This is a genomic window from Acidovorax sp. NN32 (assembly GCF_057597245.1).
On sequence record NZ_CP199679.1, the window covers coordinates 1571416 to 1590356 of the forward strand.

General features: G+C 64.2%; 18 protein-coding genes and 1 tRNA gene. 10 read left to right on the forward strand and 9 right to left on the reverse strand.

The window, feature by feature from the left end; translation table 11 throughout:
* Positions 1 to 184: 184 nt before the first annotated feature.
* Entirely contained in the window at positions 185 to 1459 is a 1275-nt protein-coding gene (locus ACT89O_RS07225) for a CaiB/BaiF CoA transferase family protein (RefSeq protein ID WP_487262217.1), read from the reverse strand.
* Positions 1460 to 1676: 217 nt separating this feature from the next.
* Positions 1677 to 2873, reverse strand: coding sequence for an acyl-CoA dehydrogenase (locus ACT89O_RS07230; RefSeq protein WP_461161761.1), 1197 nt, complete (start codon positions 2871 to 2873; stop codon positions 1677 to 1679).
* A 175-nt stretch (positions 2874 to 3048) separates the two neighbouring features.
* On the opposite strand from ACT89O_RS07230, the gene ACT89O_RS07235 reads away from it, so the two are divergent.
* Both ACT89O_RS07235 and ACT89O_RS07240 read left to right on the forward strand, forming a co-directional pair.
* A complete protein-coding gene (locus ACT89O_RS07235; RefSeq protein ID WP_487262218.1) occupies positions 3049 to 4014 on the forward strand; it encodes a LysR family transcriptional regulator in 966 nt (321 codons plus the stop codon).
* An 80-nt stretch (positions 4015 to 4094) separates the two neighbouring features.
* Positions 4095 to 4310, forward strand: coding sequence for a hypothetical protein (locus ACT89O_RS07240; protein ID WP_055401611.1), 216 nt, complete (start codon positions 4095 to 4097; stop codon positions 4308 to 4310).
* Between the two features lie 25 nt (positions 4311 to 4335).
* Here the strand turns inward: ACT89O_RS07240 and ACT89O_RS07245 are convergent, their stop codons facing one another.
* Positions 4336 to 4599 (reverse strand): hypothetical protein, encoded by a 264-nt coding sequence (locus ACT89O_RS07245; protein WP_487262219.1) that lies wholly within the window; start codon positions 4597 to 4599, stop codon positions 4336 to 4338.
* A gap of 48 nt (positions 4600 to 4647) precedes the next feature.
* Between ACT89O_RS07245 and ACT89O_RS07250 the strand changes: the two genes are divergently transcribed.
* From ACT89O_RS07250 to ACT89O_RS07260, 3 genes are all read left to right on the forward strand, one after another.
* Positions 4648 to 5526, forward strand: coding sequence for a DUF6279 family lipoprotein (locus ACT89O_RS07250; RefSeq protein WP_218298494.1), 879 nt, complete (start codon positions 4648 to 4650; stop codon positions 5524 to 5526).
* Positions 5527 to 5692: 166 nt separating this feature from the next.
* Positions 5693 to 6034, forward strand: a complete 342-nt coding sequence (locus ACT89O_RS07255; protein WP_121507201.1) for a DUF1090 family protein — start codon at positions 5693 to 5695, stop codon at positions 6032 to 6034.
* Positions 6035 to 6225: 191 nt separating this feature from the next.
* Positions 6226 to 6447 (forward strand): hypothetical protein, encoded by a 222-nt coding sequence (locus ACT89O_RS07260; RefSeq protein ID WP_487262220.1) that lies wholly within the window; start codon positions 6226 to 6228, stop codon positions 6445 to 6447.
* Positions 6448 to 6683: 236 nt separating this feature from the next.
* Here ACT89O_RS07260 and ACT89O_RS07265 read toward each other — a convergent pair.
* Positions 6684 to 6768 (reverse strand) — tRNA-Leu (locus tag ACT89O_RS07265).
* Between the two features lie 40 nt (positions 6769 to 6808).
* On the opposite strand from ACT89O_RS07265, the gene cysM reads away from it, so the two are divergent.
* From cysM to ACT89O_RS07280, 3 genes are all read left to right on the forward strand, one after another.
* Positions 6809 to 7711, forward strand: coding sequence for a cysteine synthase CysM (gene cysM / locus ACT89O_RS07270; RefSeq protein ID WP_431152263.1), 903 nt, complete (start codon positions 6809 to 6811; stop codon positions 7709 to 7711).
* Between the two features lie 98 nt (positions 7712 to 7809).
* Complete coding sequence (locus ACT89O_RS07275; protein WP_306553685.1) at positions 7810 to 8385, forward strand: NUDIX domain-containing protein; 576 nt, start codon at positions 7810 to 7812, stop codon at positions 8383 to 8385.
* 5 nt (positions 8386 to 8390) lie between these two features.
* The gene (locus ACT89O_RS07280) at positions 8391 to 8618 is read left to right on the forward strand and encodes a sulfurtransferase TusA family protein (RefSeq protein ID WP_010459874.1); all 228 of its coding nucleotides are present in this window, start codon (positions 8391 to 8393) and stop codon (positions 8616 to 8618) included.
* A gap of 99 nt (positions 8619 to 8717) precedes the next feature.
* Here the strand turns inward: ACT89O_RS07280 and galU are convergent, their stop codons facing one another.
* Positions 8718 to 9605, reverse strand: a complete 888-nt coding sequence (galU, locus tag ACT89O_RS07285; RefSeq protein ID WP_055401640.1) for a UTP--glucose-1-phosphate uridylyltransferase GalU — start codon at positions 9603 to 9605, stop codon at positions 8718 to 8720.
* 97 nt (positions 9606 to 9702) lie between these two features.
* Positions 9703 to 12600 (reverse strand): valine--tRNA ligase, encoded by a 2898-nt coding sequence (locus tag ACT89O_RS07290; RefSeq protein WP_487262221.1) that lies wholly within the window; start codon positions 12598 to 12600, stop codon positions 9703 to 9705.
* A gap of 277 nt (positions 12601 to 12877) precedes the next feature.
* On the opposite strand from ACT89O_RS07290, the gene ACT89O_RS07295 reads away from it, so the two are divergent.
* Positions 12878 to 14743, forward strand: coding sequence for a M48 family metalloprotease (locus tag ACT89O_RS07295; protein ID WP_487262222.1), 1866 nt, complete (start codon positions 12878 to 12880; stop codon positions 14741 to 14743).
* 153 nt (positions 14744 to 14896) lie between these two features.
* On the opposite strand, the gene ACT89O_RS07300 is transcribed toward ACT89O_RS07295, so the two are convergent.
* Positions 14897 to 15517 (reverse strand): VOC family protein, encoded by a 621-nt coding sequence (locus ACT89O_RS07300; protein ID WP_228899926.1) that lies wholly within the window; start codon positions 15515 to 15517, stop codon positions 14897 to 14899.
* Positions 15518 to 15733: 216 nt separating this feature from the next.
* On the opposite strand from ACT89O_RS07300, the gene ACT89O_RS07305 reads away from it, so the two are divergent.
* Positions 15734 to 17485, forward strand: a complete 1752-nt coding sequence (locus tag ACT89O_RS07305; protein WP_487262223.1) for an ABC-F family ATP-binding cassette domain-containing protein — start codon at positions 15734 to 15736, stop codon at positions 17483 to 17485.
* Between the two features lie 126 nt (positions 17486 to 17611).
* Here ACT89O_RS07305 and ACT89O_RS07310 read toward each other — a convergent pair whose 3' ends face one another.
* Complete coding sequence (locus ACT89O_RS07310; protein WP_228899928.1) at positions 17612 to 18190, reverse strand: YceI family protein; 579 nt, start codon at positions 18188 to 18190, stop codon at positions 17612 to 17614.
* Positions 18191 to 18277: 87 nt separating this feature from the next.
* Positions 18278 to 18853, reverse strand: a complete 576-nt coding sequence (locus ACT89O_RS07315) for a YceI family protein (RefSeq protein WP_487262224.1) — start codon at positions 18851 to 18853, stop codon at positions 18278 to 18280.
* Between the last annotated feature and the right edge of the window lie 88 nt (positions 18854 to 18941).

Below are 18941 nucleotides of genomic sequence, written 5' to 3' on the forward strand. Positions count from 1 at the left end.
GTGCGAACACATGTAGGCGCCGAGAGCACCAAAATTTGTTATCAAATTAATAGCTGTTGGCGCTTATTGGATAAGCGCTAGAGCCTGATTTGGTTCAGATGGTGCAGACAAAAAAGCCTTGCCGGTCAGGGCAAGGCTGTTCAATGGCGGGGGCGTTGCGCAGCTCGGTGCCGCGCGGGTCTGGCTACAAAACCCCGTTGGCCCGCAGCGCTGCAATGCGCGCCGCGTCCAGCCCCATCTCCCGCAGCACTTCGTCGGTATGCTGGCCCAGTGCCGGTGGCGCGTTGCGCAGCACGGGTGGCGTGGCCGACAGGCGCAGCGGGCTGGCCACGCCGGTGATCTGCAACACGTTGTCGGTGGCGGCCTCGCCGTCCTTCCAGCGCGGCAGCGTCACGGCCAGGCCACGGGCCTGCGCCTGCGCGTCGTCAAACGCCTGGGCAATGGTGTTGATGGGGCCGCAGGGCACGGCCTTGTCTTCCAGCAGTGTGATCCAGTCGGCCGTGGTGCGCGTGCGGGTCACGGCCTCCATGGCGGGGATCAGGTCGGTGCGGTTTTGCACGCGCAGCGTGTTGGTGGCATAGCGCGGATCGCTGGCCCACTGGGGCTGCTCGGCGGCGGCGCAAAAGCGCTGAAACTGGCCGTCGTTGCCAATGGCCAGCAGCATGTTGCCGTCGGCGGTGGGGAAGTCCTGGTAGGGCGCGAGGCTTGGGTGGCTGTTGCCCATGCGGCCGGGCGCCTTGCCGGTGGCAAGGAAGCCCGAGGCCTGGTTGGCCAGCACGGCCATGCCCACGTCCAGCAGCGCCATGTCGATGTGCTGGCCCTGGCCCGTGCCATTGGTGGCGTTGTCGCGCACGTGCAGCGCGGCCAGGATGGCGTTGCTGGCGTACAGGCCGGTGAACAGGTCGATCACGGCCACACCCACGCGCATGGGGCCGCCGCCGGGCTGGCTGTCGGCCTGGCCGGTGATGCTCATCAGGCCCGTCATGGCCTGCACCATCAGGTCGTAGCCCGCGCGCTCGGCATACGGCCCGTCTTGCCCGAAGCCGGTGACGGAGCAGTAGATGAGGCGCGGGTTGAGCGCGCGCAGGCTTTCATGGTCCAGGCCGTATTGCTTCAGGCCGCCAACCTTGAAGTTCTCCACCACGATGTCGGCCTCTTGCGCCATCTGTCGGATGAGCGCCTGCCCGTCGGGCGAGGCCATGTCGATGGTGACGGAACGCTTGTTGCGATTGCAGGCGGTGTAGTAGCTGGCCTGGTTGGTGTCGTTGCCCTCTGCGTCCTTCAAGAAGGGCGGGCCCCACTGGCGCGTGTCGTCGCCCACACCGGGGCGCTCCACCTTGACCACGTCCGCGCCCAGGTCGGCCAGGATCTGCGTGCACCACGGCCCGGCCAGCACGCGGGAGAGGTCGAGCACCTTGATGCCTGCGAGGGCGCCTGCGTTGGGGGTGGGTGTGGTCATGGGGGAGTGGTTTACTATTAAATTGATAGCTTCTTGCGCTTATCTATCAAGCGCTAGAAGCCAAAAATACTTGAAATGTGCGTATGAGAACCCCGTTTAACTCCCTCTCCCCTCGCGGGAGAGGGTTGGGGAGAGGGGGCGATCGGGCACAGTGCACGCCGCTACCCCCTCTCCCCCGGCCCCTCTCCCGCGAGGGGAGAGGGGAGTTGGTCAGGGCTCAGTTCGCGAACGCTGCGATACCCGTCTGGGCGCGGCCCAGGATGAGGGCGTGCACATCGTGCGTGCCTTCGTAGGTGTTCACCACCTCCAGGTTGACCAGGTGCCTTGCCACGCCGAACTCGTCGCTGATGCCGTTGCCGCCCATCATGTCGCGCGCCAGGCGGGCAATGTCCAGCGCCTTGCCGCAGCTGTTGCGCTTGATGATGGAGGTGCCTTCCACGCTGGCCGTGCCCGCGTCCTTCATGCGGCCGAACTGCAGGCAGGCCTGCAGGCCAATCGCGATCTCGGTCTGCATATCGGCCAGCTTCTTCTGGATGAGCTGGTTGGCCGCCAGGGGGCGGCCGAACTGCTTGCGGTCCAGCGTGTACTGGCGGGCGGTGTGCCAGCAGAACTCGGCCGCACCCAGGGCGCCCCAGGCGATGCCGTAGCGTGCGCTGTTCAGGCAGGTGAAGGGGCCCTTCAAGCCCTGCACTTCAGGGAAGGCGTTTTCTTCCGGAACGAACACGTCGTCCATCACGATCTCGCCGGTGATGGAGGCGCGCAGGCCCACCTTGCCGTGGATGGCGGGGGCTGTCAGGCCCTTCATGCCCTTTTCCAGCACAAAGCCGCGGATGGGGCCCACTGCGCCGCCTTCCGACACTTCCTTGGCCCAGACCACGAACACGTCGGCCACGGGGCTGTTGGTGATCCACATCTTGCTGCCCTTGAGCTTGTAGCCGCCGTCCACCTTGTAGGCGCGCGTGGCCATGCTGCCGGGGTCGGAGCCGTGGTCGGGCTCGGTCAGGCCAAAGCAGCCAATCCATTCGCCGCTCGCGAGCTTGGGCAGGTACTTCTGCTTTTGTGCTTCGGTGCCGAATTCATGAATGGGCACCATCACCAGCGACGACTGCACGCTGGCCATCGAGCGGTAGCCCGAATCCACGCGCTCCACTTCGCGGGCGATCAAGCCATAGGCCACGTAGCTCAGGCCGGGGCCGCCGTACTGCTCGGGGATGGTGGGGCCGAGCAGGCCCACTTCGCCCATCTCGCGGAAGATGCTCACGTCCATCTTTTCATGGCGGAAGGCGTCCAGCACGCGGGGCGCCAGCTTGTCCTGGCAATACGCTGCGGCGGCGTCGCGGATGGCGCGCTCGTCGTCGGTCAGTTGCTGGCTCAGGAGGAAAGGGTCATCCCATTGAAAAGCGGCGTGGGCCATGTGTGTCTCCGGTCGGAAAGAAGGTGAAAGAAACGGGTCTGAAGCGCATCGTAGGCCCTGGTGTGCCAGCCCGCAAGCGAGTTCTTTTCATCCAGATATGCGTTGTTGGAATGTATGGAATACTCGCGTCCATAGGTTGCAAGTGAGATAACCTCGTTAAAAGTTCCTCTTCATCATGCGCCGCAACATCCCATCGACCCAGGCCCTGGCCTGTTTTGAAGTCGCCGCCCGACACGAGAGCTACACCCGCGCCGCGCAGGAGCTGTCGCTCACCCAAAGCGCGGTGTCGCGCCAGATCCAGGCGCTGGAAGAATTTTTGGGCGTGGCGCTGTTTCGCCGCACGCGCCACGGCGTGGTGCTGACGCCTGCGGGCGCCCACTACGGCCGCCAGGTGGCGCGCTGGCTGCAGGGCTTGGAGCGCGATACGCTGGACGTGATGGCCCACCAGGGCGAGGGTGGCGCTCTGTCGCTGGCCGCAGTGCCCACCTTTGCCACGCGCTGGCTCATCCCACGCCTGCCGCTGCTGGCGCAGGAGCATCCGGACATCGTGGTGCACATCGACACGCAAACGCGGCCTTTTCTGTTTGCCGACACCACCTTCGATGCCGCCTTGTATGCAGGCACCCCCGAGCAGGTCGCCAACTGGCCCGGCGTGCAGGCCCTGCTGCTGATGCACGAAGACGTGGTGCCCGTGTGTTGCCCCCGCCTGCTCGAATCCGCCGCGCCCCGGGGCCGCGGCCGCGCCCACCAGCCGATCGCTGCCGAGGCGCTGGCCGACCTGCCGCTGCTGCAGCAAAGCACACGCCCCTATGGCTGGCGCCAGTGGTTTGATGCGATGGGTGTGGATGCCCCGCATGCGCTGGATGGCCCGCGCTACGAGCTGTTCTCCATGCTGGCAGTGGCCGCCACGCATGGCATGGGGGTGGCGCTGATGCCGCCTTTGTTGATCGAGGCGGAACTGGCCAGCGGCGAGCTGGTGGTGGCCTGCAACCGCCCGCTGCGTGGCGAGCGTGCCTACTACCTCATCAGCCCCGCGCAAGCCCAGCCGCCGGTGTTGGGGGCGTTTGCACGGTGGCTGCAGGGCATGGCAGTGGCGGCAGGCGGAGTGCCGCCGGTCGCCGGGGCAGACGGCAAGGGATGACGCGCTTGCATCCGCCCAGGGGCTGAACTAATCTGGTGGCGCTGGAGTCTGTCTGCACATACCGATCCGGGAGTGACCCCATGACCACCTACCATGCCCCGCATTTCGACCCCACCGTGGACGAGATCGAGACCCTCAAACAACTCGAAATGGGCCAAGTCATTACGTTGCCCCATGCGCTCAAGGACCACGTGTCTGGCCGCCTGCTCGAATGGGGCTTCATCACCAAAGGCTCCGGCGGCGAACTGGCCATTACGCCCAGCGGTCGGCAACTGATTCGCCGACAGGACAACTAGTGTGGTGTTGCACGCTATCCGGCACTTAAAACCGCGTCTTTTCGACCAGGGCTGCGCTGCAAATCCGCGCGATACCTACGGGTATCGCTGTGGTTTGCGCCTTGCCCTGGCCAAAAAATTCATCGGTTTTCAATGTGCCGTCAAGCATGCAACAACACACTAGCCCCAAGGCGCCGCAGAGCGCCCCCGATGGATAGGTCACCGCCGCTTGCTCCCCAGTGCCGGGGCTGTCGCCAATCCTCGCGCAGTTGGCGGGGTATTGCAGCCCGCAAATTTCGCCGTGCAGCATTGGCCCTATCCTGCCTCTCTTGCTTTCCTTTCTTCACGAGGAGCTTCTGTGCGCGCACCGTCCCTGATTCGCAAAGCGCTGTGTGCTGCCACCCTGGCGGCATGTGGTCTGCTGTTGCAAGGCTGCAGCACTGTCAAGCTGGCCTACAACCAGGTGCCGCACCTGGCCTACTGGCAGCTGAACAGCTACCTCGGCCTGTCAGAAACCCAGACCGAGCGCGTGCGCGACGAACTGGGCGACCTGCACCAGTGGCACCGTGACACCATGCTGCCCCGGCATGCCGAGCTGCTGCAAAAAGTACAGCAACAACTGCCATCCGCCATATCGCCCGGCCAGGCCTGCCGCACCTACGACGCAGTGCGCACCCAGATCGACAAGGTCATCGCCCAGGCCGAACCCAAACTGGCCTGGCTGGCCGCCCAGCTCACCGACACCCAGATCCGCAACCTGCAAAAGAAGCAGGCCGACAGCAACGCCGACTGGAAGAAGGAATGGGTAGATATCACGCCCGACAAGCTGCGAGAGCAGCGCTTCAAGCAGCTCTTGTCCCGCGCCGAAGGCTTCTACGGCGCCTTGGACGAACCGCAAAAATCCGCACTGCGCACCTTCATCGCCCAGTCGTCCTTTGACCCACAGCGCACCTATGCCGAACGCCTGCGCCGCCAGAAAGACCTGGTGCAGGTGCTGCAGAAAATCGCCGAAGACCGCACCAACACCGACCAGGCCCGGAGCCTGCTGCGCGGTTACCTCGCACGTTTTCAAACATCGCCCGACGCGGCCTACCAGCGTTATGCGCAGGCGCTGGTGGAAGAGGGCTGCGAAGGCTTCTCTAATGTGCACAACGCGATGACGGCTGCGCAGCGGTTGAAGGCAGTGCAGTCGGTAAAGGGGTATGAGCAGGACTTTCTGGTGCTGGCGGCGCAGTGAGTGTTGGAAGGTAGAAATACGAACAAGAGATGAACAAAAGGCCGCGTTGCCCCTGAAGCCGCTCAGGGCCGCCTGTGACGCCCGACCATGTCCCGCATGTGGCATCGAGGCCGCCTGCGCAAATTGCTGTCATGCTCAGCCCCCATTCCCTCAGGTACTTACTTGTATGCGTTTCAGCGGCTATTGCACTTTGGTCATCGCGATAACCGTGGCAGGTTTCGCTATCGCTCAGCCTGCGAATCCGGTGGACAACCACACGTCGTGCACTGCAGAAAAGGCGGACGTCGAAAAACGCATGGAAGTCGCGCGATCCAAGGGGCAGATGCTGCTACGTAGGCAACTGGCTGACCAACTGGCGGCGCTGCAATCGAGCTGTCAGCCGCTCGCGGTTGATCAGGGCCACACGGCGAATATTGAAAGGCTGGAGAAGGAAGTCCGAGCGCTCAGGGCAGAGCTTGAAGCTGCCGAGGAGCAGTTGCGCAAGCTGAAAAGCGAAGCAAATCGCTAGACGGTGAATGGACTGCAGGAGCCGCGCCAGGGGCCGCAGACTCGGCGTCACGCTGCGGGTTGAAAGATTTCCACGCCAGATGGCAGCCGTAAAAATGAACCCGGGGTGTGGGGCTGGTTGGGCTCTCTGTGCCGGTGACTGTGGCCTCGCAGACTACCTCAAAGTAACGCGCTGAAATAGCACTTTAGAAAATGAAAGCCCCTGTGAATCAACCTGTTGCCCATGCCGAGCTGATCGCCACTTTCAAAAGGGCGCAGGCTGACGCCGCCCACAAGCAGGGACTCATCAAGGCTGTCGGCGCCAAGGGCCCAAAAGCCATTCAGGCGGCTGTTGATACGGCAGCCAAAGCAGCGAAGCGCAGGGATTCGTATGCGGAAAAGCTCGCTGCGCTGGGGGTGGTTCTCGAGGATTGAGCGGGGTACGGCGATGGCATCTGCCATGCCAAGGCGATCGGAATCGCCGAGGTACCGGCTGTGGGCACCGGGAACGTATCAATCTGCCCCTCTTTTTTGAAAATGTACCCCCAGATATGCCCCCACCCGTTGCGGATGGGATGGATAGGTCTGGGCGGGTATGGGCAGCTAAGGTGCGGATTTCAAAGGCGCAAGAAAAAAGTCCGTAAGAGCCTGCGCTCTTACGGACTTGTTCGTGGTGCCCGGGGCCGGAATCGAACCGGCACGCCTTGCGGCGGGGGATTTTGAGTCCCCTGCGTCTACCAATTTCACCACCCGGGCTGGAATTCGTGAAGCCCCAAATTATGGCACAGTAGGGCGCATGAAATATCCGACGATTGAAGATGCAGTGGGTAACACCCCTCTGGTCGCTTTGCAGCGCATTGGGGCCAAGGACAACGCGGCGCGCGGCAATGTGGTGCTGGGCAAGCTGGAGGGCAACAACCCGGCCGGGTCAGTCAAGGACAGGCCCGCGCTGTCGATGATCCGCCGGGCCGAGGAGCGTGGCGACATCCGCCCCGGCGACACGCTGATCGAGGCCACGTCGGGCAACACCGGCATTGCGCTGGCGATGGCGGCGGCCATCAAGGGTTACCGCATGGTGCTGGTGATGCCCGAAGACTTGTCCATCGAACGCGCACAGACCATGAAGGCCTTTGGTGCCGAACTTGTGCTCACGCCCAAGAGCGGCGGCATGGAGCACGCACGCGACCTGGCCGAGGCCATGCAAAAGCGCGGCGAGGGCAAGGTGCTCGACCAGTTCGGCAACCCCGACAACCCACGCATCCACTACGAAACCACCGGCCCGGAGATCTGGGAGCAGACGGGCGGGCGCATCACGCACTTTGTGAGCGCCATGGGGACCACGGGCACCATCACCGGCGTGTCGCGTTTCCTCAAGGAGAAGAACCCCGGCATCCAGATCATCGGCGCGCAGCCAGAGGAAGGCTCGCGCATCCCGGGCATCCGCAAGTGGCCGCAAGAGTACCTGCCCAAGATCTATGACCCGAGCACGGTGGACGAGCTGGTCTATGTGAACCAGGACAGCGCCGAAGACATGTGCCGCCGTCTCGCGCGCGAAGAGGGCATCTTTGCAGGCATCTCGGCCGCAGGCGCGTGCTGGGTGGCGCAGCAGATTGCGGCGCGCGACAGCAATGCCACCATCGTGTTCATCGTGTGCGACCGGGGCGACCGATATCTGTCTACCGGTGTGTTTCCTGCGTGACAGGCGGCCATTGGCTGCCGGGTTCGAAGGTTTTAATGAAATTGGCTGCTGGCGCTTGATGAATAAGCGCTGGCAGCTATAAAAATAATAGCTCTACCATGCACTACGAAGTCCGCCACTGCACCCACTGCGGTACCGCGCTACAGCCCATCACCCTGGCCGAAGACGGAGGCGACAAGGAGCGGCTGCGCTGCCCCGCCTGCGGCTGGACCCACTGGAACAACCCCACGCCCGTGCTGGCAGCGATTGTCGAGATCGACGGCAAGGTGCTGCTGGCGCGCAACGCGGCCTGGCCGGGCAAGATGTTCGCGCTGATCACCGGCTTCATGGAGGCAGGCGAGTCGCCTCAGGAAGGCATTGCGCGCGAGGTGAAGGAGGAAACCAACCTCGACGTGCAGTCCACCACCCTGGTGGGCGCCTATGAGTTCCTGCGCATGAACCAGATCATCATTGCCTACCATGTGGTGGCCACGGGGCAGGTTCAGTTGTCGCCCGAGCTGGTGGATTACCGGCTGTACGATCTGGCAGACCTCAAATGCTGGCCGGCGGGCACGGGCTACGCGCTGGCCGACTGGCTGCGCACCAAGGGGCACGAGCCGGTGTTTTTTACCGCTGAAGAAAATGCAGAACGGCGGCGCGGCCTGGACGAACAACCGCCGCCGCCAAAGGATTGACGACCATGGACATTCACAAAGAAATCGACACCCGGGGCCTGAACTGCCCCTTGCCCATCCTCAAGGCCAAGAAGGCGCTGTCCGACATGGCCAGCGGCCAGTTGCTGAAGGTGGTGGCCACCGATGGCGGGTCGCTGCGGGATTTTCAGGCGTTTGCCAAGCAGACGGGCAACGAGCTGGTGGAGCAGCAGACGGTGGGCGAGGAATACATCCACATCCTGCGTCGTCGGTAGATTTAAGAAAAAATAGCTGCCAGCGCTCTATGGATAAGCGCTGGCAGCTATTAATTGGGAAGCGTTTGAGGCGCTTCCAGTGTGAGCCCGGACTGTGGCTTACAGCGCCAAGGTCTTCAGATATTCCCGGAACTGCGCGCCCACCTGCGGGTGTTGCAAAGCCAGCTCCACCGTCGCTTCCAGAAACCCTTCCTTGCTGCCGCAGTCGTAGCGCTTGCCTTCGTATTGAAAGGCGTACACGGCTTCGTGCTGCATCAGGCGGGCGATACCGTCGGTGAGCTGGATCTCGCCGCCCACGCCGCGTGGCTGGTTGCGGATCTCGTCGAACACGCCGGGCGTGAGGATGTAGCGGCCGGCCACGCCCATGCGCGAGGGGGCGACATCGGCCTTGGGCTTTTCGACGATGCGTTCAATGCGGATCAGCGGGCCGCCAGCGGGCTCGCCGGCCACGATGCCGTATTTGTGGACCTGGTCTTCCGGCACTTCCTGCACCGCGATGACCGAGCGGCCTTGCTGGCGGAAGGCGGTGGCCATCTGGGCCAGCACGGGCTGGCCGCCTGGGGGGCCCACCATCAGGTCGTCGGCCAGCAGCACGGCAAAGGGCTCCTTGCCCACCAGCGGCTCGGCGCACAGCACGGCGTGGCCCAGGCCCAGCGAGCGGGGCTGGCGCACGAACGCGCAGTCCATGTCGTCGGGCTGGATGGAGCGCACCAGCGCCAGCAGTTCCTTCTTGCCGGCGGCTTCGAGTTCGGCCTCCAGCTCATACGCCGTGTCGAAATGGTCTTCGATGGCGCGCTTGCTGCGGCCGGTCACGAAGATCATGTGGCGGATGCCAGCGGCATAAGCCTCTTCCACAGCGTACTGAATCAGCGGCTTGTCAACCACGGGCAGCATTTCCTTCGGAGACGCCTTGGTGGCAGGCAGAAAACGGGTGCCCAGGCCAGCGACGGGAAATACGGCTTTGCGAACGGTGGTGGCAACAGTCATGAGACTCCTTGAGTGAAGACAGGGATTCGGGGTGTTGTGGTCGTCGTGGATATGCAAGTGTCAGGCCAGAGCTGCCCGGCCCTTCACTTTTGTTCTCTCAGCCCAGGCGACCCAGCTGGTCGCGCAGGCGGGTCAGCGTGGCGCCGAAGTCAGCGATGCGCTTCTTTTCCTGGTCGATCACGGCCGGTGGGGCCTTGGCCACAAAGGCTTCATTCGAGAGCTTGTTGTTGGCCTTGGCGACTTCGCCTTCGATGCGGGCGATTTCCTTGGACAAGCGGGCCTTCTCGGCGGCCACGTCAATCTCCATGTACAGCGCCAGCCGAGCTTCGCCCACCACGGCCACAGGCGCCGCCTGCGCGGCAGCGGCCCAGGCGGCCTCGTCGTCAAACACCTTGACCTCGCTGAGCTTGGCCAGGGCCTGCAGCACCGGGCCCACGCCGCGCATGAAGTCGGTGTCGCCCACGGTGTACAGCGGCAGGCGGGTGGACGGGGACACGTTCATTTCGCCACGCAACGCGCGGCAAGCGTCCACCAGGCCCTTCACGCGGCCCATGTGGGCAATCGCGGCCTCGTCGATCTTCTCGGGCTGGGCCTGGGGGTAGCGCGCAATGCTGACCGACTCGCCCGGGATGCCTGCCACAGGCGCCACCACCTGCCACAGGGCTTCGGTGATGAACGGGATGATGGGGTGCGCCAAGCGCAGGATGGCTTCGAGCGTGCGGATCAGTGTGCGGCGCGTGGCGCGTTGCTGCGCTTCGGTGCCGTTCTGGATCTGCACCTTGGCGATCTCAAGGTACCAGTCGCAGTACTCGTTCCAGACAAAGTCGTAGATCGTGTTGGCCACGTTGTCCAGGCGGTATTCCTCAAAGCCCTTGGCGACTTCGGCCTCGGTCTTTTGCAGCAGCGAGCTGATCCAGCGGTCGGCCTGGCTGAACTGCATGTAGCCGTGGGCCGGGCCGCCGGGCTGGCACTCTTCCTTGGTGTGCTCTTTCAGGCCACAGTCCTGGCCTTCGCAGTTCATCAGCACAAAGCGGCTGGCGTTCCAGAGCTTGTTGCAGAAGTTGCGGTAGCCCTCGCAGCGCTTGCTGTCGAAGTTGATGCTGCGGCCCAGCGATGCCAGTGCGGCAAACGTGAAGCGCAGCGCATCGGCGCCATAGGCCGGAATGCCCTCGGGGAATTCCTTTTGCGTGTTCTTGCGCACGGTGGGCGCGGTCTCTGGCTTGCGCAGGCCGGTGGTGCGCTTGTCGAGCAGGGGCTCCAGCGCAATGCCGTCGATCAGGTCCACCGGGTCGAGCACGTTGCCTTCGGACTTGGACATCTTCTTGCCCTGCGCGTCGCGCACCAGGCCGTGGATGTACACATGCTTGAACGGCACGCGGCCCGTGAAGTGCGTGGTCATCATGATCATCCGGGCGACCCAGAAGAAGATGATGTCGTAGCCCGTCACCAGCACGGTGCTGGGCAGGTACAGGTTGAAGTCATCGGTGGCGCTGTCGCCCTGGTTGGGCCAGCCCATGGTGCTGAAGGGCACGAGGGCGGACGAGTACCAGGTGTCCAGCACATCCTCGTCGCGACGCAGCTTTTTGCCGGGCGCCTTGGCCTGGGCTTCGGCTTCGTCGCGGGCCACGATCACGTTGCCGTCTTCGTCGTACCACGCCGGGATCTGGTGGCCCCACCACAGCTGGCGGCTGATGCACCAGTCCTGGATGTTGTTCATCCACTGGTTGTAGGTGTTCACCCAGTTCTCGGGCACAAAGGTCACTTCGCCACTGGCCACGGCATCGATGGCCTTTTGCGCAATGCTCTTGCCGGTGGGGTCGCCTTCGCCCACCTTGCTCATGGCCACGAACCACTGGTCGGTCAGCATGGGCTCGATCACCTGGCCGGTGCGGGTGCAGATCGGCACCATGAGCTTGTGCTTCTTCACCTCGACCAGCGCGCCGATGGCTTCCAGGTCGGCCACCACGGCCTTGCGGGCCACGAAGCGGTCCATGCCCTGGTACTTGGCGGGGGCGTTCTCGTTGATGGTGGCTTGCAGCGTGAGTACCACGATCATGGGCAGCTTGTGGCGCTGGCCCACGGCATAGTCGTTCTGGTCGTGCGCAGGCGTTACCTTCACCACGCCCGTGCCGAATTCCTTGTCCACGTACTCGTCGGCAATCACCGGGATCTGGCGGTCGCACAGCGGCAGGTTGACCATCTTGCCGATCAAGTGCGTGTAGCGTGAATCCTCGGGGTGAACCATCAGCGCCACGTCGCCCAGCATGGTTTCAGGCCGGGTGGTGGCCACCGTCAGGCTGCCCGATCCATCGGCCAGTGGGTAGGCGATGTGCCACAGCGAGCCGTCTTTTTCTTCGCTCTCGACTTCCAGGTCGGACACGGCGGACTGCAGCTTCGGGTCCCAGTTCACCAGGCGCTTGCCGCGGTAGATCAGGCCCTGCTCGTACAGCTTCACGAAGGTGTCGGTCACCACCTTGGAGAGCTTGTCATCCATGGTGAAGTACTCGCGGCTCCAGTCCACGCTGTCGCCCATGCGGCGCATCTGCGTGGTGATGGTGTTGCCGGACTTCTCCTTCCACTCCCACACTTTGCTCACAAAGTTCTTGCGCGCCTCGGGCGGTGTGGGGCCCATGTCGTAGCGGCTGATGCCCTGCTCCTGCAGCTGGCGTTCCACGACGATCTGCGTGGCGATGCCCGCGTGGTCGGTGCCCGGCACCCAGACGGTGTTGAAGCCACGCATGCGGTGGTAGCGCGTGAGGCTGTCCATGATCGTCTGGTTGAACGCATGGCCCATGTGCAGCGTGCCCGTCACGTTGGGCGGGGGCAGCTGGATGGAAAAGGCGGGCTCGCCCGCCTGGGGCTGGCCCGTGCCACGGTGGCCTGCGGTGCCATACCCGCGCTTTTCCCATTCGGGGCCCCAGTGGGCTTCCAGCGCGGCGGGTTCAAAGGACTTGGACAGGCTGTCGAGGCCGGGTTGTGCTTGGGGCGTGCTCATGGGGTTTGGCAGAAGGAAGAGGCAGGCACAGGGCGTGCCTCAACGGTCAAGAGGGTGGACCGGGCATTTTACGGGAGCGCCAGCCGGTCTTCCCCTGCGCTCGCATCCCACCGGCATTCCGTCTGTCGGGCATTTCTCGCCAATTGTTACCTTGTCGCTCGACCTGCCCGCCGTGGCGTCTTGATAATCCCGCCCGGTGGAGCGAGAGGGCCCCTGGAGAGGGGGCGGGCTCCACGCATTGCCCGGGTCAAAAACATACAACCAATCGTTCCCATCCATGCATCTTCCATCCGCACTCCGCGCGGGCCTTGCCAAGGTCTTTGTCTACGCGCTGCTGGCGCTTTTTCTCATCCCGGCGTTGACCTATGGGTTCACCGTCTACGCGCAGCGCGACCAGGACGCGAACTTTGTGGCCGGCATCAGCCAGCGCATCGACGCTGAAAAGGGCATGCCGCCCGCCGAGAAGCAGGCGCGCAAGGATTACTACCGCAGCAATCCGCCGTCCACCATTTGCAGCAGCCAAGACCCCGAGGCGCAGGACTACCGCGAAGCCCTGTGCGAGCGCTATTCCGACGTGTGGCAGTTCCACATGGCGCGAGCAGTGTCGTTCTGGACCCTGGTGGCCAGTGGCGTGCTGCTGGTGGCCGTGCTGGGCCTGGGCGCGCTGGCCTTTGCCGACCGCACGCTGCAGTACACCAGCTTTGTCGCGGGGTGGCGCCTGACCACCTGGGCCAGTGCCGCCGCGCTGGTGGTGCAGGGGGCGATGGCGGTGTGGCTGTCGTTCTGGGTCACGGCGTTCTTCTTTCACAAGTATTCGCCCAAGCTCATCATCGTCGTGGGGCTGGCCGTGGCGGTGGGTGTGTTTGTGGCGGTGGCGGGCATCTTCAAGCGCGTGCAGTCTGACAACCAAGCCGTGGGCGAGCTGGTGTCCGAAGACGATGCGCCCCTGCTGTGGAAGCGCATCCGCCACATGGCCCAGCGCCTGAAGACCGAGCCTCCGCAGAACATCGTGGCGGGCATCGATGCCAACTTTTTCGTGACCGAGGCACCGCTCACGGTGGGCAACCACACGCTCACGGGCCGCACGCTGTTTGTCAGCCTGCCCCTGCTGCGCATCCTGGACCAGGCCGAGGCCGACGCCGTGTTTGGCCACGAGCTGGCCCACCTGCGCGGCGGCGACACCCAGAGCAGCGCCCGGCTGGGCCCGAAGCTGGTGCAGTTTGACCACTACCGCCACGCGATTCGCAGCGGGGGGCTCTCGGCCGTGGTGTCGCCAGTGCTGGACCTGTACCGCACCATCTTCGAAATCGCCCTGGCGCGCGACAGCCGCGAGCGCGAGTTCAAGGCTGACCGCATCGCTGCCAAGCTCATCTCGCCAGCGGCCATTGCGCAGTCGCTGGTCAAGATCGCGGCCTACGCGCAATACCGTTTCAAGATCGAGGACGAGCTGTTTGGCCGCAATGAGCGGCACGACACCACCACGCTGGGCATCGCCCGCTTTGTGGCCCAGGGGCTGGCGCCCTATGCGGCCTCCGACGATTTTCTGGATGCGATGAAGACGGCCAACGTGCCCCACCCCTTTGACTCGCACCCCGCCATGCCCGAGCGCCTGCGCAACGTGGGCATGGCGCTGAAAGAGCAGGACTACGGTGCCATCGCCGTGCGCGCGCCCGCTGCCACCTGGGTGCAAGAGATATTGACGGCGGACGCGATCGAGCAGCGCCTGTGGAGTGACTACGAACAGCAGTTTGCGCAAGACCATGAGCGCAGCCTGGCCTACCGCTACGAGCCCGCCACCGACGAAGAGCGCGCGCTGGTGCTGCGCTACTTTCCGCCCGTGGTGTTTGCGCTCAAGGGGGAGAACACGGTGGAGGTCAGCATCGACGGCATCCGCACCTCGGCCGACGAGACCACGGTGTTCTGGGACGCCATCAAGGCGCTGGAATTCAAGGAAAGCAGCTTCGGCAATGCACTGGTCGTGACGCACCCCGAAAAGAACGCCCTGGGCCTGGGCGCCAAGACCAGCAAGATCAAGCTGTCCGGCCTCACCAAGGAAAAGGACCAGTTCAACGCCGTGGTGGGGGCCTACTGGCAGCGCCACCAGATCATGCGGGCGCAGCAGCAACAGCCTCAGGAAGGCTGATTGCGACCGGCGGAGTGGTTGGTGGAGCTTTGCTACCAAATAAATAGCTGTTAGCGCTTGTTGGTAAAGCGCTGGAGGCTATTTTTACCTGTATTTTTATCGCTGACGCCACGTTGCACGTTGGGTGTGCAACGTGGCGGCGCCAAAGGCTTGTCAGCCTTTGACGAACTCTGGCCGGTCGTTCTGCTGCGGCTTGAGCGGTTCCACCGCCTTGCCTTCAGCGCGCTCCTTGCGCCACTGCTCCTTGCGCGCCGTCCACTCGTTCAGGCGGGCGTGGGCCACGGTGCTGTCCTTGGCCATCTGTTCTTCGTCGGCCAGCTGGGCCGACAGCTCCAGACGGATACCGTTCGGGTCAAAGAAATAGATGCTGTGAAAGATGTGGTGGTCCGTTACGCCCAGCACCTCGATGCCGTGGGCCTCCAGGCGCCTCTTGGTGTTCTCCAGCTCCTGCACCGTGTCCACGCGAAAAGCAATGTGGTTGACCCACAGCGGCGTGTTCGGCGAGGGCTCTGCCTTCACGTCGTCGCCCAGGTCGAAGAAGGCGATGAAAGAACCGTCCTTGAGGCGAAAGAAGAAGTGCGTGTAGGGGCAGTATTCGCCCGTGCTCGGCACGTAGTCGCTCTGGATGATGTGGTACAGCGGCAGGCCCAGGATGTCCTCATAGAACTGGCGCGTTTCTTCAGCGTCACGCGCCTTGTAGGCGTAGTGGTGCAGTTGCTGGATGGGCGCGGGCGGGGGCAGGGTGGCCAGATCAGGTTTCAGGATGGCGTTCATGCAGAGTCTCCTCAAATCGGTTTTGCGATTCTACTATTCGTAATTGATTTACGTTAAGTTAATTTTTTGAGGGCCGGGATTGCGGTACATTCCGCAGTCGTCCTTCTTTGCCCCTGAGGTATTCGTCCGATGCGCCTGTAAGCCCCTCAAGCCTTTCCTTCCTGCTTGCCCATTGCCGGGCCAGGCGGTTGTATGTCTTGTCTGGAGTGCTTTTGCATGGCGACACCTTCAATGCCGGGCGATTCCGCCCATCGCAGCCGCAGCGCTGCCGCAGCCTCGACGGCTGCCTTCCCTCCTCGGCCCTCTAATGCCGCGCCCCGCAGTGCGGCTTCGTCTGCGGGTCCCGTTGTCCTTCAGTTCCACGACGTCACATTCAGCTTGCCTGACGGGCAGGCACTGTGGGCACGCCCGCTGAATGTGGCCCTGGGCCAAGGCGTGACCGGCTTGGTGGGCGCCAACGGCGTTGGCAAAAGCGTTTTCTTGCAGCTTGCGCAGCGCATGCTGCAGCCTGCAAGCGGTGTGGTGGCGGGCTGCCCTTCCGTGCACGCGGTGGCGCAGGAGGTCGGTGCAGCCCCTTCGGCCACCGTCGCCGATATTGCGGGCCTGGGCCCGGTTCTGGGTGCACTCGACCGACTGGAAGCGGGCAGGGGCTCGCCCGATGATCTGCTTTTGGCCGACGGGCGGTGGGACCTGCCCTCGCAATGGCAGCAGGCGCTGCACGCGCTGGGGTTGGGCCACCTGCCGCCGGGACACGCGGCGCAGCACCTTAGCGGTGGCGAGCGCATGCGCGTGGCGCTGGCGGGGGCATTCCTGTCGGGCGCCGATCTGCTGGTGCTGGATGAGCCCACCAACCACCTGGACCGGCCGGGTCGGCGCTGGTTGATGGAGTCGCTGGCGCAGTGGCGCGGTGGCGTGCTGGTGGCCAGCCACGACCGCGAATTGCTGGGCATGGCGAACAACATGGTTGCGTTGTCTGCAGCGGGGCTGCAGCGCTACGGCGGAAACTGGTCCGTGTACGAGGCACAGCGCCAGGCCGAGGCTGCTGCTGCCCAGGCCGCGCTGGACCACGCGCGCACCGAGCGCGAGCGGGGCATGCGGGCGCTGCAGCGCGAGCACGATGCCCAGCAGAGCCGCGCCGCGCGGGGGCGCGAGGCCGGCCGCACTGCCAACCAGGCATCCGTCCTGCTGGACCGCAAGAAGAACAACGCCCAGGCCCACGCGGGTCGCGAGCACGAGCGGCAGCAGCAGGAGCGCCTGCGGCTGAACGATGCGGTGCGCGAGGCCGCTCAGCGTGTTCCTGCAGGGGGCGCTACGGCGCTGGTGCTGCCCCAAAGCGCCGTGCCTGCGGGCAAGCAGGTGCTGGCGTTCGAACAGGTCCATGTGCCGCATGCGCCGCCCGGCTTTCCTCCGCTCCATGGAGTCTGGAACGGGCCCATCCGCATCGCCATCACTGGGCCCAACGGCTGCGGCAAAAGCAGCCTGCTGCGCACCATTGCCAACCCTGCGTTGGCCACTGCGGGGCGGGTGTTGCGGGGTGTGCGGGCCGCCTGGCTGGACCAGCACAACGCCGACCTGCTTCCACCCCAGCACGGTGTGTTGGCGCGCCTGCAGGCGCTCGGCACGCCCCTGCCCGAAGCGGCGCTGCGCACGCACCTGGCCCAGATGGGGTTGGGCGCGGACAAAGTGCAGCGGCCTGCGGGCGTGCTCAGCGGTGGAGAGCGCATCAAGGCCGCCCTGGCCTGCGCCCTGTGGTTGGGCGAGCCCGCGCAAATGCTGCTGCTCGACGAGCCCACCAACCATCTCGATGTGGATGCCATCGAAGCGCTTCAGTCTGCCTTGCAAGCCTTCACGGGCGCGCTGGCCGTGGTGTCGCACGACGTCACCTTCCTGCGTGCGCTTGGGCCTGATGTGGTGTGGGCATGGCAGCCGCAAGGCTGGAATCTGGATGCCACGCTGGACGCTGCCTGACACTCTTGGCGAAGTGCGCGTGCATGAAAAAGCCACCCGCTGCGTGAACGCAGGGGTGGCCCGTGGGTTTGGCGCGCAGCAGCCGCCCTTCAGGGGCGAGCAGCCCGCGTGCCTGCCGATGGTGGATTACTGCTTCACAGCTTCAATCTGCACCACCAGGCGCACGTTCTTGGGGAAGCCCCATTCCACGCCGTAGTTCATGCCCCACTGGGTGCGGTCGATGGTGGTTTCAAAGTCGCCACCGCACACTTCGCGCTTGAGCATGGGGCTGTCGTAGCAGTTGAACTGCGTGGCCTTGAGGGTGACGGGCGCGGTCTTGCCCAGCAGCGTGAGCTGGCCGGTCACTTCGCTGACCTTGTCGCCGTTGAAGCTGAACTTGTCGGACACGAACTTGATCGTGGGGTGCTTGGCGGCGTCAAACAGGTCGGCGCTTTGCAGGTGCTTGTCAAAGGGAGGCGTGCCGGTATTCACCGAGGTGGTGTCGATGGTGATGTCCACCTTCCCGGTCTTGGCGGCGCGGTCAAATTCCACAGTGCCTTGCTTCTTGTCGAAGCGGCCACGGTTGGTGGTGGCGCCAAAGTGGCTGATCTCGAACGTCACGAAGGTGTGCGTGGGGTCGATGGCGTAGTTGGCGGCCTGGGCAGCGCCAGCGGTCATTGCGGTGGCAGCGGCCACGGCGAGCAGGGAGAAGAGGGACTTGCGCATGAAAAAGACTCCTTGAAAAGAGGAACTACGAAACGAACCAGGGGAAAAACGGAGGATGAAAGAGGCGTAGCTGGAGCCAGAAGCTGGTCAAAGCTTGCCGACGCCCGTCAGTGCGAGCTTGAACTTCACGGTGACGTCGTCTGCCACCATCGAGGTGTCGGCCCACTCGTTTTCGCCGATCTTGAAAGCCAGCCGCTTGATCGGCAGCGTGCCGGTGGCCGTGGTGGTGGGGCCGCTTTGCGTGAGCGCCACGGGCACCACCACGTTCTGCGCGGTGCCCTTGATGGTGAGCTTGCCCGCCACCTCAAACTTGCCGCCGCCCAGTGCCTTGATGGCAGTGGATTCGAACTGCGCCTGCGGGAACTTGGGCACGTTGAACCAGGTGGGCTTGGGCAGCTCTGCATCGGTTTCGCGCGAGCCCAGCGTAGCGCTGCCGGTGTCTACGGTGAAGGCGATCTTGCTCGTGGCCAGCTTGGCGGGGTCAAACGCCACCTGGGCGTTGAACTTCTTGAAATGGCCATCCAGCGGCACGCCCATCTGGCGCGCGGTGAACTGCACCTCGCTCTGGGCGGGGACCAGTTGCTGCTGGGCCAGTGCGGCCTGCGCGCTCAAGGCTACGGCGGCCACCAGGAGGGTGCGAGACAGTTGGGAAGACAGGTTCATGCAAAAAACTCCGTTCAAAAGACAGAAAGTGAAAACCAGATCCATGATCTGGAGGGCGGTGCGTTGCCCCGCCCTGCACGCGACTCAG

What these genes read in the sequence shown, in the direction of transcription:
- cysM (WP_431152263.1), top strand. Translation starts at nt 6,809, where the DNA reads ATGAAATATCCGACGATTGAAGATGCAGTGGGTAACACCCCTCTGGTC.
- ACT89O_RS07290 (WP_487262221.1), bottom strand. Translation starts at nt 12,600, where the DNA reads ATGAGCACGCCCCAAGCACAACCCGGCCTCGACAGCCTGTCCAAGTCC.
- ACT89O_RS07305 (WP_487262223.1), top strand. Translation starts at nt 15,734, where the DNA reads ATGGCGACACCTTCAATGCCGGGCGATTCCGCCCATCGCAGCCGCAGC.
- ACT89O_RS07255 (WP_121507201.1), top strand. Translation starts at nt 5,693, where the DNA reads ATGCGTTTCAGCGGCTATTGCACTTTGGTCATCGCGATAACCGTGGCA.
- ACT89O_RS07280 (WP_010459874.1), top strand. Translation starts at nt 8,391, where the DNA reads ATGGACATTCACAAAGAAATCGACACCCGGGGCCTGAACTGCCCCTTG.
- ACT89O_RS07310 (WP_228899928.1), bottom strand. Translation starts at nt 18,190, where the DNA reads ATGCGCAAGTCCCTCTTCTCCCTGCTCGCCGTGGCCGCTGCCACCGCA.
- ACT89O_RS07295 (WP_487262222.1), top strand. Translation starts at nt 12,878, where the DNA reads ATGCATCTTCCATCCGCACTCCGCGCGGGCCTTGCCAAGGTCTTTGTC.
- ACT89O_RS07300 (WP_228899926.1), bottom strand. Translation starts at nt 15,517, where the DNA reads ATGAACGCCATCCTGAAACCTGATCTGGCCACCCTGCCCCCGCCCGCG.
- ACT89O_RS07260 (WP_487262220.1), top strand. Translation starts at nt 6,226, where the DNA reads ATGAAAGCCCCTGTGAATCAACCTGTTGCCCATGCCGAGCTGATCGCC.
- ACT89O_RS07315 (WP_487262224.1), bottom strand. Translation starts at nt 18,853, where the DNA reads ATGAACCTGTCTTCCCAACTGTCTCGCACCCTCCTGGTGGCCGCCGTA.
- ACT89O_RS07240 (WP_055401611.1), top strand. Translation starts at nt 4,095, where the DNA reads ATGACCACCTACCATGCCCCGCATTTCGACCCCACCGTGGACGAGATC.
- ACT89O_RS07235 (WP_487262218.1), top strand. Translation starts at nt 3,049, where the DNA reads ATGCGCCGCAACATCCCATCGACCCAGGCCCTGGCCTGTTTTGAAGTC.
- ACT89O_RS07275 (WP_306553685.1), top strand. Translation starts at nt 7,810, where the DNA reads ATGCACTACGAAGTCCGCCACTGCACCCACTGCGGTACCGCGCTACAG.
- ACT89O_RS07230 (WP_461161761.1), bottom strand. Translation starts at nt 2,873, where the DNA reads ATGGCCCACGCCGCTTTTCAATGGGATGACCCTTTCCTCCTGAGCCAG.
- ACT89O_RS07245 (WP_487262219.1), bottom strand. Translation starts at nt 4,599, where the DNA reads ATGCTGCACGGCGAAATTTGCGGGCTGCAATACCCCGCCAACTGCGCG.
- ACT89O_RS07225 (WP_487262217.1), bottom strand. Translation starts at nt 1,459, where the DNA reads ATGACCACACCCACCCCCAACGCAGGCGCCCTCGCAGGCATCAAGGTG.
- galU (WP_055401640.1), bottom strand. Translation starts at nt 9,605, where the DNA reads ATGACTGTTGCCACCACCGTTCGCAAAGCCGTATTTCCCGTCGCTGGC.